14 protein-coding genes and 1 tRNA gene are annotated in these 13,685 nt (G+C 70.9%); 12 read left to right on the top strand and 3 right to left on the bottom strand.

Annotation, left to right across the window (positions count from 1 at the left end; genetic code table 11):
- Positions 1 to 53 precede the first annotated feature (53 nt).
- The 12 genes from FJ657_RS13020 (at position 54) to FJ657_RS12965 (ending at position 11,446) form a co-directional block, all read left to right on the top strand.
- A complete protein-coding gene (locus tag FJ657_RS13020) occupies positions 54 to 1,328 on the top strand; it encodes a glutamate-5-semialdehyde dehydrogenase (protein ID WP_141164158.1) in 1,275 nt (424 codons plus the stop codon).
- Positions 1,329 to 1,353: 25 nt separating this feature from the next.
- Positions 1,354 to 1,587, top strand: coding sequence for a hypothetical protein (locus FJ657_RS13015; protein WP_141164157.1), 234 nt, complete (start codon positions 1,354 to 1,356; stop codon positions 1,585 to 1,587).
- 10 nt (positions 1,588 to 1,597) lie between these two features.
- Entirely contained in the window at positions 1,598 to 2,200 is a 603-nt protein-coding gene (gene nadD, locus FJ657_RS13010; protein WP_141164156.1) for a nicotinate-nucleotide adenylyltransferase, read from the top strand.
- Positions 2,197 to 4,647, top strand: coding sequence for a hypothetical protein (locus tag FJ657_RS13005; RefSeq protein WP_141164155.1), 2,451 nt, complete (start codon positions 2,197 to 2,199; stop codon positions 4,645 to 4,647). The genes nadD and FJ657_RS13005 overlap by 4 nt, the downstream gene beginning before the upstream one ends.
- Positions 4,648 to 4,708: 61 nt before the next feature.
- Positions 4,709 to 5,089: a ribosome silencing factor gene (rsfS, locus tag FJ657_RS13000; RefSeq protein ID WP_141164154.1), complete on the top strand. Its 381-nt coding sequence runs from the start codon at positions 4,709 to 4,711 to the stop codon at positions 5,087 to 5,089.
- A gap of 99 nt (positions 5,090 to 5,188) precedes the next feature.
- On the top strand, positions 5,189 to 5,560 hold the full coding sequence (locus FJ657_RS12995; protein WP_141164153.1) for a TFIIB-type zinc ribbon-containing protein: 372 nt from the start codon (positions 5,189 to 5,191) through the stop codon (positions 5,558 to 5,560).
- A 133-nt stretch (positions 5,561 to 5,693) separates the two neighbouring features.
- Positions 5,694 to 5,766 (top strand) — tRNA-Ala (locus tag FJ657_RS12990).
- Between the two features lie 119 nt (positions 5,767 to 5,885).
- A complete protein-coding gene (locus tag FJ657_RS12985) occupies positions 5,886 to 6,704 on the top strand; it encodes a hypothetical protein (RefSeq protein ID WP_141164152.1) in 819 nt (272 codons plus the stop codon).
- Between the two features lie 594 nt (positions 6,705 to 7,298).
- Positions 7,299 to 9,221 carry a glycosyltransferase family 2 protein gene (locus FJ657_RS12980; protein ID WP_141164151.1) on the top strand — a complete coding sequence of 641 codons (1,923 nt, stop codon included), beginning with the start codon at positions 7,299 to 7,301 and terminating at the stop codon, positions 9,219 to 9,221.
- Between the two features lie 138 nt (positions 9,222 to 9,359).
- Positions 9,360 to 9,707, top strand: a complete 348-nt coding sequence (locus FJ657_RS12975) for an STAS domain-containing protein (RefSeq protein WP_141164150.1) — start codon at positions 9,360 to 9,362, stop codon at positions 9,705 to 9,707.
- On the top strand, positions 9,685 to 11,016 hold the full coding sequence (locus tag FJ657_RS12970; RefSeq protein ID WP_141164149.1) for a glycoside hydrolase family 26 protein: 1,332 nt from the start codon (positions 9,685 to 9,687) through the stop codon (positions 11,014 to 11,016). Before FJ657_RS12975 ends, FJ657_RS12970 begins: the two co-directional genes overlap by 23 nt.
- Before the next feature lie 28 nt (positions 11,017 to 11,044).
- The gene (locus FJ657_RS12965; RefSeq protein ID WP_141164148.1) at positions 11,045 to 11,446 is read left to right on the top strand and encodes an iron chaperone; all 402 of its coding nucleotides are present in this window, start codon (positions 11,045 to 11,047) and stop codon (positions 11,444 to 11,446) included.
- Between the two features lie 4 nt (positions 11,447 to 11,450).
- On the opposite strand, the gene FJ657_RS12960 is transcribed toward FJ657_RS12965, so the two are convergent.
- From FJ657_RS12960 to FJ657_RS12950, 3 genes are all read right to left on the bottom strand, one after another.
- Complete coding sequence (locus tag FJ657_RS12960; protein ID WP_141164147.1) at positions 11,451 to 11,924, bottom strand: NUDIX hydrolase; 474 nt, start codon at positions 11,922 to 11,924, stop codon at positions 11,451 to 11,453.
- A gap of 4 nt (positions 11,925 to 11,928) precedes the next feature.
- Positions 11,929 to 12,618, bottom strand: coding sequence for an endonuclease/exonuclease/phosphatase family protein (locus tag FJ657_RS12955; protein WP_255447331.1), 690 nt, complete (start codon positions 12,616 to 12,618; stop codon positions 11,929 to 11,931).
- Between the two features lie 201 nt (positions 12,619 to 12,819).
- Complete coding sequence (locus FJ657_RS12950; protein ID WP_141164146.1) at positions 12,820 to 13,575, bottom strand: DUF1353 domain-containing protein; 756 nt, start codon at positions 13,573 to 13,575, stop codon at positions 12,820 to 12,822.
- Between the last annotated feature and the right edge of the window lie 110 nt (positions 13,576 to 13,685).

Here is a 13,685-nt window from a genome sequence, read left to right as displayed (position 1 = left end):
CCGCCGGTCGCCCCCGCCCGCGCGGGCTGACGTCCACGCCCTAGAATCCCGCCATGACCGACACGCTGCCCGGCACCGACGCCCGCACCATCGACGAGCGTCTGGATGCGGCCCGCGCCGCCGCCCGCATCCTCGCCACCGCGACCGCCGCCCAGAAGAACGCGGCGCTCGAGGCCATCGCGCGGGCCGTCGAGACCTCGGCCGGCGTCGTCGTGCCGGCCAACGACCTCGACCTCGCGAACGGCCGCGAGAACGGCATGAGCCTCGGCCTGCAGGATCGCCTCAAGCTCGACGACGCCCGCCTGCGCGCCCTCGGCGACGCCGTGCGCGAGGTCATCGCCCTGACCGATCCGGTCGGCGAGATCGTGCGCGGATCGACCCTCCCCAACGGTCTGAAGCTCAGCCAGGTGCGCGTGCCCTTCGGCGTCGTCGGCGCGATCTACGAGGCTCGCCCCAACGTGACGGTCGACATCGCCGCGCTCGCACTGAAGAGCGGCAACGCCGTGGTGCTGCGCGGCGGATCGGCCGCCGAGAACACCAACCGCGTGCTGGTCGGCCTGCTGCGCGAGGCGCTCGCCTCTGCCGGACTGCCCGCCGACGCGGTGCAGACCGTCGACGACTTCGGCCGCGCGGGCGCGACCGCGCTGATGCGCGCCCGCGGCGGCATCGACGTGCTCATCCCGCGCGGCAGCGCCGGCTTGATCCGCACCGTCGTCGAGGAGTCGACCGTTCCGGTCATCGAGACCGGAGCCGGCGTCGTGCACGCCTTCGTCGATCGCGGCGCCGACCTCGACATGGCCGTCGAGATCGTCGTCAACTCGAAGGTGCACCGCCCGAGCGTCTGCAACGCCCTCGAGACGCTGCTCGTCGACGCGGCCGACGCGGAGCGCCTGCTGCCCCCGCTGGCCGCGGCGCTGCGCGAGCAGGGCGTGACGCTGCACGCCGACGAGCGCGCCCGCGCGATCGTCGCCGACGCCGAGCCGGCCACCGCCGACGACTGGGACACCGAGTACATGAGCCTCGACCTCTCGGTCGCCGTCGTCGACGGCCTGGACGCGGCGCTCGACCACATCCGCCGCCACTCCACCCACCACACCGAGACGATCGTGACGAACGACCTCGCCCGCGCGGAGCGCTTCCTCGCCGAGGTCGACTCGGCCGCGGTCATGGTGAACGCCTCGACGCGCTTCACCGATGGCGGCCAGTTCGGATTCGGCGCCGAGGTCGGCATCTCGACCCAGAAGCTGCACGCCCGCGGCCCCATGGGACTGCCCGAGCTGACGAGCACGAAGTGGCTCGTGCGCGGCGCGGGGCAGGTCCGCGGCTGATCCCGCGACCGCTAGACTCGGCCTCATGACGACGCTTGCCCTGGTCCTCGCCGAAGCGGAGGAGCACCACCCGATCTTCGCCCCGACCTGGGTGTTCCCGCTCATCGCGGCCGTCTTCTTCATCGGCGCCGCCTTCGTCGTGTGGAGCTACCGCGACGTCGCGAACCGTCACAGCGACAAGGTCGGCGACGCCGTCGAGCACACCTCGGGCATGGACGAGGGCTCCGCCGGGCACTCCCACGGACAGGGCGCTCACTGAGCCTCCCCGCATGACGGCATCCGAGCCGCGGCGCCGGCGGATCGGCGTGATGGGCGGCACCTTCGACCCGATCCATCACGGCCACCTGGTGGCCGCCAGCGAGGTCAAGCAGCACTTCGAGCTGGACGAGGTCGTCTTCGTCCCCACCGGTCAGCCGTGGATGAAGAGCGAGGTCTCGCGCGCCGAGGACCGCTACCTCATGACGGTCGTGGCCACGGCATCCAACCCCGACTTCACGGTCAGCCGCGTCGACATCGACCGGCACGGGCCGACGTACACGATCGACACGCTGAGGGATGTGCGCGACGAGCATCCCGACGCCGATCTCTTCTTCATCACGGGGGCTGACGCTGTCGCGCAGATCCTCGAATGGAAGGACCACGACGAGCTGTGGCAGCTGGCGCACTTCGTCGCCGTCTCGCGCCCGGGGCACCAGCTGAGCATTCGCGGATTGCCGGAGCACGGCGTAAGCTCTCTGGAAATACCGGCGCTGGCCATCTCGTCGACGGACTGCCGCGCACGAGTGGGGCGGGGGCATCCCGTCTGGTACCTGGTTCCCGACGGGGTCGTCCAGTACATCTCCAAGCACCACCTCTACCGGAGTGAGACATGACCGAACCCGACGACCAGCAGTGGTCGCGTCGGCGTCTCCGTAACGAGGCGCACGGTGCTGACCCGAGCGGCTCCGATTCCGAGACCGACGCCGCCGAATCCGGCGACCTGCCGCGGGCGACGCCGCTGTCGCCGCGGGGTCCGGCCGAGCCGCTGAGCTACATCACTCAGGAGCGCGGCAGCTCTGACGGCGGCGCCTTCCGCCCGCGTCGCGACGACGACACGCAGCCGCCGACCGAGGCCATCGAGCAGGTCGAGACCCCCGGCTACCGGGCACGCGACTACAGCCCCGAAGGACGTACGGGCGTCCCCTCCTGGGCTCCGGCGTACACGCAGACGCGCAACCCCTTCGCCTCGACCGCCGACCAGGCCGCGCAGGGTCAGGCGGATGAGCACGGCGAGCTCGACTACCAGACCGCACGGCGCGACGAGGTCGTGCCGCCGGCCGCCGAGACCGGCGTGAACGAGCCGCCGCCCATCACCGAGTCGATCCCGATCTTCAACGGCGAGCGCACCATGACCCGCCGCGAGCTGCGCGCTCTGCGCGAGGCTCGCGCCGCGGAGGCCGCGAAGACCGGCGTGCCCGCGCCCGACATCTTCGTGACTTCGATCACCGGCCTGCCGCAGGAGCGCCCGAGCGACGGCGACGCGGTCGCGGCTCCGGCCTCCGCCCCGGAGGTCGTCGACGAGCCGGCCCCGATCGACCGTCCCGCGACCGAGCGCCCCGCTTGGGCTCCTGTCTTCACCGACGTGCCCGATGCCGTCGCGCCGACGGTCGCCGAGCCCACGCAGTCCGCCGCTCCGGCTGATTCGGATGCGGCCGAGATCGCCGAGGAGGAGACCTTCCTCGCCGGTCGTGACGCCGGCGCGGATGCTGCGACCGAGCCGGCGGATGACGACACTGCCGTCGTCGCCGAGCCGGACGCTGACGCCGAGACCGCGGACGCTGACGACGCGGAGCCCGTCTCCGAGTCGACGCCGACCGAGGCCGAGGTGGTCGATCCGATCGAGCCCGCTGCTCCGTCGGACGCCGTCATCGCCGGCCCCCCGACCCCGGTCGAGCTCGTCGAGCCCCCGGCCCCCGCGCGCTGGAACCCGGATGCCTCGGGCGAGAGCTCGGTGTTCGACCAGCTGCTCAGCGGCGGCGACGCTCCGGCGACGCCCGCCGCCCCGAGCATCGACGAGCTGCTCTTCGGCGCCCCGACGCCGCCGCCCGCCACCGAGGCGGACCAGGCCGAGGCTGCGGAAGCCGGCGTCGTCGCCGACGCCGCGAACGAGTCGGCCGCGGTCGAGTCGTTCGAGCCCGAGCCCGAGCCCGAGCCCGAGCCCGAGGCCGTCGAGCCGGAAGCGGCTGAGACCGCCGAGGCCGAAGCCGCTGCTCCCGTCGACGCCGTGGACCTCGAGTCGACGGATCCGGACACGGCGCCGGTCGCCGTCATCGCGGCTCCCGCCGAGTCGTCCGACGACGTGGCGGACGCCGCCGACGACGCCGAGTCGACCGCGACCGAGCCGGTCGGGTCCGAGCCTGTCGGGTCCGAGGAGCCGACTCCCGAGGTCGCGGACGCCGACGACGCCGAGCCGGTCGCGGACGAGCCGACGGCCGATGACGTCGTCGCCGACGAGCCTGCCGCCGACGAGCCTGCCGCCGATGAGCCCGCGGCCGGCGAGCTCCCCGCCGACGAGGAGGCCGCGACCGAGGAGCCGCAGCTGCCCTCGCTCGGCGACCTGCCGCCTCCCGGTGCCGCTCCCGCCGAGCCGAACGGCGACCCGAACTCCTTCCTCGGCGCCGCACCCTCGGTCTCCGACCGCGTCGACATGCCGGCGCCGCCGGCCTGGCGCGCGCCCGAGCCCCCGCAGCAGGACGACGCCGACGAGATCGTCGTCGAGCCGGCGCCCGCCGATGCTCCCGTCGAGGCGCATCCGGTCGTCGTCGATGTGACCCCGCTGCCGGCCGAGCCGCTCCCGCCGGTCGACGCGACCTCGACCGCGACGCACTGGTCGGACACCGACCAGGACGCGCACGGCGACTTCGTCGCCAGCCGCGACGTGATCGGCGGCCACGGCGTCGTCACGACGAACGCGCTCGTGCTGCCCTCGATCCCGCAGCCCGAGCTGGCCGGCCCGCTCACCACGACGGGCGAGATCATCATCACCGGCTCGATCGACCTGCCGCGCAGCCTGTCGTCGACAGGCGCGCACCCGACTCAGCTCGACGAATCGGCTCTCGATCACGAGCTCGACCCGGGCGACCACCAGGTCGCGTCGACCGATTCGCAGCCGGTGCGCGCCATCCGCGCCGTCAGCACGCACACGTCGACCCGTGGAATGATGTCGAATCCCAAGCCGCGCAGCAACCGCACGCTGACGGTGCTGATCATCGCGAGCGCCTCGCTCGCCGTGCTCGTCGCCGGTGTGCTCGTGTTCAGCCTGGTCACGGGCCAGTTCTGAGCTCTCGCGTGACCTGCGCCGCACTCGCACCCCGCACATCCACCACCACCCTGAGGAATCCGTGACCGCATCCGACCGTGCCCTCGAGCTTCTGCGCATCGCCGCTCTCGCGGCCGACGACAAGCAGGCTGAAGATCTGGTCGCGCTGGATGTCACCGGCCCGCTGCCGCTGACCGACGTCTTCCTGCTCGCGACCGGGCGCAACGAGCGCAACGTGCTCGCGATCGCCTCCGAGGTCGAGGACAAGCTCATCGAGGCCGGCGCGAAGCCGTTGCGCCGCGAGGGGCGCTCGGAGGGCCGCTGGGTGCTGCTCGACTTCGGCGACCTCGTCGTGCACGTATTCCACGAGGAGGACCGCTCGTACTACTCGCTCGAGCGGCTGTGGAAGGACTGCCCGGCCATCGCGCTCGACCTGCCGGAGCACGGCGAGCGCACCGCCTGAGACGTCCGCGTCGCGTCCGGAGGGGACGTGAGTGCGACGCAAACTGCATCCACTGCAGTAACTGTGCCGATCCACAAGCGGCTCGACGAGGCTGAGGGCATGAGATGCCCGAATGACGAGACCACGCTCGTGATGAGCGAGCGCAACGGGATCGAGATCGACTACTGTCCTGACTGCCGGGGTGTGTGGCTGGATCGCGGCGAGCTCGACAAGATCATCGAGCGCGCCGCCCCCGAGGCGCCGGCCGCCGCCGCGCCGACGGTGGCTCCGGTGGCCGCCGCGGCGCCAGTGCAGCAGGCTCCGGTCGCGCAGCCGGTCTACGATCCGCGCTACGACGCCGGCTACGACCGCCGCTACGACGATCGACGCGACGACCGACGCTACGACAACCGCGGCTACGACCCGCGCTACGGGGGACAGCAGCCTCACCGAAAGAAGAAGAACTGGCTCTCCGAGCTCTTCGACGACTGAGCTGCGGCGAACCCCTGATCAGGGCCGGGTGGATGCGCCGACGACGTCGCATCCGCCCGCGCTCCGTTCACGAGGTGGTCATCGCCCGCTCAGATCTGTTGTAAGCTTCAAGGGTTGCCCCGCAGGGGGCCACGGGCCTGTGGCGCAGTTGGTAGCGCACCTGCATGGCATGCAGGGGGTCAGGGGTTCGAATCCCCTCAGGTCCACCGAAACAGCCGACAGCACGAACCGAAGCCCCGCCTCGAGCGGGGCTTTCGCTCTCCCGAACCTCTGCATCTGGCGCGCCACAAGCTAGTCGAGCATTGTTCCGCCTAGGGTTCACGGCATGACCGAGGTGCCGCGTCCCGATCAAGCCGCTTTGCTGTCGACCGGTGTCGTCGCTCGGATTCTTGATCTCTCGCAGGGCGGAATTCGCGCGATGATCGACAGCCACAGGCTTCCCGAGCCTCAATGGATGACGCAGGGATTGCGCGTAGAGCGCGTTTACACCCAGGAGTGGCTAATCCTGGCGCTTGATCGTTTGCACTCGGATCAGATCATTGCGCCAGATGAGATGCAGAGCCCGTTCGTCCCCGCCGGGTGGGGCGAATTTGTGCTGCGATTTGACTCAGAGGACTGGAAACTCGCGGAAATCGCCCGCACGCTGGCCGCCACGGAGGCGCTGTGGAATTTGTGTAATCGAGCGGTGGGTGTTCCCCCCGAATCAGTCGCTCCGATATCTGTCAAGCGAATGAGTTCAGGATCGCCCCTCGATCTGCTGATCCAGGTGGGCCCGATCGGAGCCGGCGTCTCAGTGGCGGTTGGTCTGTTGCTCCTGGCTGTGAAGAACGCCGGTGACCTCGGCGGAGCCATTCCCAAGTTCTTCGCTGAGTGGCACGAACAACGTGCCAGACAGGTTCGCGGCAAGACGGATCTCAAGAGGGCCCGCTTGGAAGCTGCGGAGTTCGAATCTGAAGCGTCGGCGCGTCTCAGCGAGATGAAGACCCGGCCACGCGTCAGCGAGATAGCACGTCACGATCCGCGAGAGCTCTCCGCATTGCCCGAACCCGAGACGCGTCCGCGGAGAATGTTCATTGATTCCGACTCTCAGTCACCCAAGGCGATCTCTAGCGACTCGTCTGGTCGGCCTGAGCTGGGGGAATAGACCCTGCACAACGGGTCTCCATCGCGACTAGCGGACGGTCTTGACCGAGAACTCGCGCGCTCAATGAAGCGATCTGGGGTTGCCGGTCTTCCTTGAGCGGACTCCCAATTTGCACCGACCTCCGCCCCGGACAGGCACGAGTAGCGCGCCGATTGCTTGCCTCCACGATGACGGGGCTGACTGCCTGGTCGTCATGGCCCGTCGATCGTGGCTGAGGACTGTTCCCGACTGCATCGCGAGCGCGTATGAACTGCGTCTCCGAGGAGCGAATGGCTCGGAAATGTATTAAGGAGCCGCGGCGCTCCAGCTTTCTCTCGGCGCCGACGTTTTACCTCACCGAAACCTGCAGGATGCTCGCGTCTGCCTAGACTGCACGCACGCTACCCACGTCGGCCGAACCCGGGCCGTCACGCCGACGACGTCGTGCCCGCGCATCCCGAACCTCGCGCACCCCGAGTCTCCCCACGCTCGAGCGGATCCCCCCATGCCCGCGACGCCCCGAACTCCCGCGTACCCGAATGAGCCGCGATCGTGCGGCTCCGTGCGCTTCCACGACGCCGACCGACGTCGCCGCGCGGCGCCCGGAAGTCGACGATGAGCCCGCGGCACCTCGTCGCGGTGCGCATCCTCGCCGTGCTGGTCGTCGCCTTCGGCCTCGTCTACCTCGGCTGGCGCTGGGGCTCGACCGTGCCGTGGCCGGTGTGGTGGATCGGTGTGCCGCTCGTGATCGCCGAGACCTACAGCCTCGGCGAGTCGGTGCTGTACGCCCTGACGATGTGGAACGCGAAGCGCCGCCCGACCGCGCCCCCGGCCCGACCGGGACTCAGCGTCGACGTGTTCATCACGACCTACAACGAGCCGCTCGAGCTCGTGCTCAACACCGCCATCCACGCGCGCGACCTCGACTACCCGCACGCGACGTACATCCTCGACGACGGCGACCGGCCCGACTTCCGGCGCGCGGCGGCCGCGATCCGCGTCGGATACATCACGCGCGGGCCGGAGTGGCAGGGGCGGCAGCGGTTCGCCAAGGCCGGCAACATCAACAACGCCCTCTACGGCACGGCCGGCGACTTCATCGCGATCCTGGATGCCGACCAGGTTCCCGAGCCTCGGTTCCTCGACCGGGTGCTCGGCTACTTCGACGACGAGGCCGTCGCCTTCGTGCAGACGCCGCAGAGCTTCTGGAACGTCGACCCGGCCGACCCGCTCGGCAGCCGGGCCGAGCTGTTCTACGGCCCGATCCAGCAGGGAAAGGACGGCTGGGGCGCCGCCTTCTTCTGCGGCTCGAACGCGGTGCTGCGCCGCGAGGCGATCATGGCGCTCGGACTGACCCGCTTCTCGCGCGGCGCCCGCGGCCGCATGCGCCAGGCGCTGCGTCGCGCGCGATGGCGGCTGATCGACCTGCAGAGCCGGCTCGCGCTGCGCGATCCCGCCCAGCTGCCCGTCCTCGACGCCGCGCTCGCCGCGCTCACGGTCGCCGAACGGCAGCACCGCACCGGCGAGGTGCTGAGCGAGATCTCGTGGGAGCTGCAGCGCGGCATCCGCTCGGCCGTCACCGACGGCGAAGCCGAGGCGACGCCGGCCGTGATCAGCGAGCTGGATGCGGTGGTCGAGTCGATCGAGGTCGCCCGCACCGATCAGGCGATCGCCGTGCACGCGCTCGACACCTCGAGCATCACGGAGGACATGGCCACCGCGATGCACCTGCACGCGATGGGCTGGACGAGCGTCTACCACCACGAGGTGCTCGTGCACGGGCTCGCCCCCGAAGACGTGCGCACGATGCTCACCCAGCGCAAGCGCTGGGCATCCGGCTCGATGCAGGTCTTCTTCGGCGAGAACCCGATGCTGCTGCGCGGGCTCAGCTTCGCCCAGCGGCTCATGTACCTGGCGACCATGACGAGCTACCTGAACGGCTTCGCGGCGCTCGTCTACCTCGCGGCGCCGATCGTCTTCCTCACGACCGGCGTGTTCCCGCTCGCCGCCGACGCCGGCGTCTTCGTGCTCTACTTCGCGCCGATGTTCCTGCTGTGCCAGCTGCTGTTCCAGGTCGCCGGGCGCGGTGCCGGTGGGCTGTGGCGGGGTCAGCAGATGTCGTTCGCGCTCTTCCCGACCTGGATCTCGGCCGCGCTCTCGGGCGCTGCCGCGTCGCTGCTGGGCAAGCACCTCTCCTTCTCGGTCACCGCGAAGGAGAAGCAGGGCGACGGCGGCGCCGACTACCGGGCGATCTGGCCGCAGCTCGCCGCGCTGGCCCTGCTCGCGGTCGCTTCGGTGATCGGCATCGTGCGCGCGGCGACGGGCGAGGCTCCGCTCATCGCGACCGGGCTGACGCTGCTCTGGGTCGGACTCGACTTCGCCCTGCTCAGTGCCCTGATCCGCGCCGCCCGCTACCGCGGGCCCTCCGCCGACATCTCCGACCCGCTGCCGCCGGGGGAGGAGCTGCGCCGCGTCGTGGCGCTCGTCTCGAACGAGGATGCGCGCCGCGAGCCCGCACTGCCGGTCGCCCCCGACTGATCCGACTGCCCTTCCCGCCCGACTGCCCGCCTCCACCGCCCGACCCGACCGCCCGATCCACCGCCCGCCCCGAAGCCCGCACCGCCGCCCTCCCTCCACGGCATCACCCCCGCACCGCCGAACCCCCAGGAGAACCCCGTGTCGCTGCTCACCGTCCCCGCGCCGACCACTGCCCCCGACGCCGTCGAACTCGAGATCGACGGACCGCTCGACGCCGCCGCCGTGCTGCGTCTGCGTCCCGATGTGATCGCCTCGCAGCAGGACGGCCCCGCCGTCGTGCTCGTCGACGTGACCTCCGCCGACCGCGTCACCGCCTCCGGCATCGCCGGTCTGCTCGAACTGCTGCGCATCGTCCGCTCCGCGGGCGGCGACCTGCGCGTGATCGGCGACTCCGCCGGACTGGCGACGGCCCGCGCCGCACTGCAGCTCACCACGATCGTCGCCGTCTACCGGGGACGCGCTCATGCCCTCGCCGGCATCGTCTGACCCGTCGTCGGCCGCCCGCGCCGACGGCGAGCCGGCATCTGACCAGCAGCAGGGATTCGACGCGAACCAGGAATTCGATGTGAACCAGGGATTCGTCGGGCACCCGAAGCGCCGACGACGCCCCAGCCTCCTCGTGCCGCTCGTCATCATGGCGCTCGTCGCCGGCGGTGTCGCCGTCGGCTCGAACCAGATCGCCTCGCAGGCCGTCGCGCCCGCCTCGAGCATCGGCTCGTGCCTCGTCGGCGATCGCGATGCCCTCGTGCCGAAGACGGGCGTGCTGTTCGGCGTCAACCTCGACTGGGACAGCGAGACGCTCGCCGAGCACGCGAAGAACATCGGCCACAAGGCGGCGGTGTCGGTGCAGTTCAGCGACATCCCCTACGACCGGGCGACCTGGAAGCACACCCTCGGCGCCGTCGAGCAGGTGAAGGCGAACGGCGGCATCCTGCTGCTCACCCTCGAGCCGCACGGCGGGCTCGCGACGCTGAGCGACACCGTCATCCAGCGTCTGGCGAAGGATCTACGCGACATCAACGCCGAGGGCGTGCCCGTGATCGTGCGCTTCGCCCATGAGATGAACGGCTCCTGGTACGCCTGGGGCCAGCAGCCCGAGCTCTACGTGCAGACCTTCCGCCGCGTCGCGCAGGCCGTGCACGAGCGGGCGCCGCTCAGCTCGATGATGTGGGCGCCGAACTACGGCGGCGGCTACCCCTTCACCGGCGGTCAGTTCGCGGCGAAGCCCGGCACGGCCGACTTCGCCGACCTCGACACCGACGGGGACGGGGTGCTCACGATGGCCGACGACAGCTACGCGCCGTACTACCCGGGCGACGACGCGGTCGACTGGGTCGGCATCTCGCTCTACCACTGGGGAAACCAGCGGCCGTGGGGCGACAACGACATCGCCGAGCCGAACAAGTTCGAGGACATGCTGACCGGCACCTACGACGGCACCGCCGGCGATGACTCGGCGGTGCCCGACTTCTATCAGGAGTACGGCGTCGACCACGGGCATCCGGTCGCGATCCCCGAGACGGCCGCGATCTACACCCCGTCGCGCGCCGACGAGCCCGACAGCTCGAGCGAGCTCGCGGTCAAGAGCGCCTGGTGGGATCAGGTGTTCGCCGCCGACATCCCGACGCGGTTCCCGCAGCTGAAGATGATCAACTGGTTCGAGTGGAGCAAGGTCGAGGTCGAGATCGACGACACGGTCGACTGGCGCGCCGCGAGCAGTCCGGCCACCCGGTCCGCGTTCCGGAAGGCGCTGCCCGACTGGTTCGGCTACGCCGAGGATGTGAGGGGATGCTGATCGCCGTCGCGCCGCCTACACTGCGGCCATGACCGCGGCAGCGACGCCCTCAGCGAGCGGATCGAGCGCATCGACCGCATCGAGCACCCCGCCCGACATCGACGCCTACATCGCCGGGCGCCCGGCGGAGGTGCGCGAGCTGCTGCAGCAGCTGCGGGAGCGCATCCACGCGGCCGTTCCGGATGCCGGCGAGACGATCAAGTACGGCATGCCGACCTTCGAGCTGCCGAATGGCTACCGGATGTACTTCGCCGCCTGGGCGAAGCACGTCGGCATCTACCCGGTGCCGCGCGGCGGCGACGACGTCGAGGCCGCGCTCGCGGAGTACCGGCACGCGAAGGACACGGTGCGGTTCCCGTTGCGCGAGCCGATCCCGTGGGAGCTCGTCGACCGCATCGCGCTGCTGCTCGCCGCCCGCCGCAAGTCCTGAGCGGCTAGGCGGAGAGGCGCTCGAGCAGCGCGTCGAGCGCTGGCACCTGGCCGGCGACGAGCAGTGGACGCGTGTCGTCGACCGGCATCCAGCGCCCATCGTCGATCTCGGGGAAGCTCTGCACCCGGCCCGAGCGCGGCGGCCACTCCAGCTCGAAGGCGTTGCTGCGCACGGCATCCACCTCGAACTCGGGTGCGGCGCCCGCGAAGACCGTCACGACCTTGCCCGAACGCTGGCGGAACTCGCCGAGCAGCACGTAGTCGGCGGTCGGCGCGGGCACGCCGACCTCCTCGGCGAACTCGCGCAGCGCCGCGACGAGCGGCTCCTCGTCGTCGCCGAACTCGCCCTTGGGGATCGACCACGCGCCCTGCTGTTTGCGGGCCCAGAACGGGCCGCCCATGTGCGCGATCCAGACCTCGAGCCCCGCGCCCGATGCCGCGCCGCGGTCGCGGTGCAGCAGCAGCCCGGCGCTCTTCATCGACTCAGGCGACGCCGAGCGCCGTCGCCTTCACCAGGATCGGCATGTGGTCGCTCGCGCCCTTGGGCAGGGTCGCGACGCTCGCGATCGTCATCTTCAGCGAGGTGACGAAGTCGAAGTGACCGCGGATGTAGCGGTAGCGCTTGTAGGTGTGCGAGTCGCTGAAGGTGAGCTCGTGGCCCGAGCGGTCGATCTGCTTCTGCAGTCCGCCGTGGAAGAGCGGGTAGTTGTAGTCGCCGACCATGAGCATCGGCGTCTCGGGAGCCCACTCGGCGAGCAGCTGGTGCGAGAGCTTGATCTGGCGGCGGCGTGCCGAGTTCATGGTCGTCAGCGGCGCCGCGTGGAACGAGGCGACCACGACCTCCTCGTCGGTCGCGCGGTCGACGAGCTTGATCGCCAGCAGGCGCTCCTCGCCGGGAGACATGAGGTAGTCGTGGAACGACTTCGGCAGCGTGAAGACCGCGGTCTCGAGCGCCGAGAACGCGTCCTCGCGGTGATAGATCGCGAGTCCGAGGCGATTGCGTTCGGTCGAGGCGGCGCGCTGCAGCGGGCCGATCGCGGCCGGCAGCTTGGTGCTGTCGCACTCCTGCAGGCAGAGCACGTCGAGCTCGTGATCGATCGCAAGCTGCTCGAGCTCGTGGGCGGCGGCGTTCTTGTAGAGGTTGTAGCTGCCGATGCGCAGTTCAGACGGCACGGAGAGGCTCTTTCGATCGGTGGCGGTCGCGGGTGAACCGGGGGTGTACCCCAGGGGTTCGGAGTCCCGTGGCCGGAAGCTCGGTTCATTCTGTCGTGTTTCGACGCTAGACCGCGCACCCGCGAGCGAGGGGGAGTCCCATGCGGCGCTCAGCCGGTTGCCCGCCCCGGCATAGCGGTCCCTCAGGCGTGCGCGTCGATCTCAGCGGATCGTGGGGCCCGGGCGTGGCGTCGCGCCGGTGCGTCCGCCGCCGAGCCAGAGCAGCAGCGCGACGAGGTATTCGACGCCCGAGGCGAGGGCCGCGGCGATCACGAGCGGCGAGTAGAGCGCGGCGAGGTAGGCGGCGGGCAGCATGAAGCGCGCCTGGCGCCCCCACGCGAGCGCGAACGGCGCGGGGGCGAGCAGCAGGAGGAGCGCGAGCGGATGCGCGACAGCGCCGAGCACGACGGCTGCGACGACGGCTGCGACGCCGAGCGCCAGCTGCGCCACGAGCAGCGCCCCGAGAGCGCGGCGGTGCCGCCAGTAGCCCTCGACCCGCACTGCGCACCACATCACCGTCGCCCGGGAGCGCGGCAGCCCGGCATCCTCGAGCGCGCGCCGGAACACGCCGTCGGCGCGATCGCGGCGCCGCATCCGCCCGGCCGGGGTGGCGGGGCGTCCCGCGTCGTCGACCGCGGTGTCGACCGCGTCCACGAGCCGGTCGTGCAGGATCGCCGGCAGCGTCTGACGGCCGTAACTGGCGACGAGACCCCAGAGGAACGGCGGCACCGACGCGAGATCGGTGCCGTTCTGCGGGCCGCTCGCCGGACGGCTCGGATCGTGCGGCGCGACCTCGTGACGTGTGCCGTCGCGCGGGTCGATCCAGGCGAACCCGCTCTCGAGCTGGAAGTCGCGGCCGCCGCGGTAGAGCAGCGGCACGCGGTCGAGCGGTCGGCCGTCGAGGTCGACGAAGGGCATGGAACACTCCGTTCGTGCGGTCGTCTCCGTTCTAGCGGATGCCGGTGACGCCGGCGGGAATGCGGTCCGCCTCGCCGAGGTTGTGCCGATCAATGCAAACGCATGAAGAT

Source organism: Schumannella soli, from assembly GCF_006517435.1.
Lineage (GTDB): Bacteria > Actinomycetota > Actinomycetes > Actinomycetales > Microbacteriaceae > Schumannella > Schumannella soli.
Note: the sequence above shows the minus strand (reverse complement) of the source record. Positions and strands in the feature narration are given on the sequence as shown.

What these genes read in the sequence shown, in the direction of transcription:
- FJ657_RS13020 (WP_141164158.1), top strand. Translation starts at nt 54, where the DNA reads ATGACCGACACGCTGCCCGGCACCGACGCCCGCACCATCGACGAGCGT.
- FJ657_RS13015 (WP_141164157.1), top strand. Translation starts at nt 1,354, where the DNA reads ATGACGACGCTTGCCCTGGTCCTCGCCGAAGCGGAGGAGCACCACCCG.
- nadD (WP_141164156.1), top strand. Translation starts at nt 1,598, where the DNA reads ATGACGGCATCCGAGCCGCGGCGCCGGCGGATCGGCGTGATGGGCGGC.
- FJ657_RS13005 (WP_141164155.1), top strand. Translation starts at nt 2,197, where the DNA reads ATGACCGAACCCGACGACCAGCAGTGGTCGCGTCGGCGTCTCCGTAAC.
- FJ657_RS12995 (WP_141164153.1), top strand. Translation starts at nt 5,189, where the DNA reads ATGAGATGCCCGAATGACGAGACCACGCTCGTGATGAGCGAGCGCAAC.
- FJ657_RS12985 (WP_141164152.1), top strand. Translation starts at nt 5,886, where the DNA reads ATGACCGAGGTGCCGCGTCCCGATCAAGCCGCTTTGCTGTCGACCGGT.
- FJ657_RS12980 (WP_141164151.1), top strand. Translation starts at nt 7,299, where the DNA reads ATGAGCCCGCGGCACCTCGTCGCGGTGCGCATCCTCGCCGTGCTGGTC.
- FJ657_RS12970 (WP_141164149.1), top strand. Translation starts at nt 9,685, where the DNA reads ATGCCCTCGCCGGCATCGTCTGACCCGTCGTCGGCCGCCCGCGCCGAC.
- FJ657_RS12965 (WP_141164148.1), top strand. Translation starts at nt 11,045, where the DNA reads ATGACCGCGGCAGCGACGCCCTCAGCGAGCGGATCGAGCGCATCGACC.
- FJ657_RS12960 (WP_141164147.1), bottom strand. Translation starts at nt 11,924, where the DNA reads ATGAAGAGCGCCGGGCTGCTGCTGCACCGCGACCGCGGCGCGGCATCG.
- FJ657_RS12950 (WP_141164146.1), bottom strand. Translation starts at nt 13,575, where the DNA reads ATGCCCTTCGTCGACCTCGACGGCCGACCGCTCGACCGCGTGCCGCTG.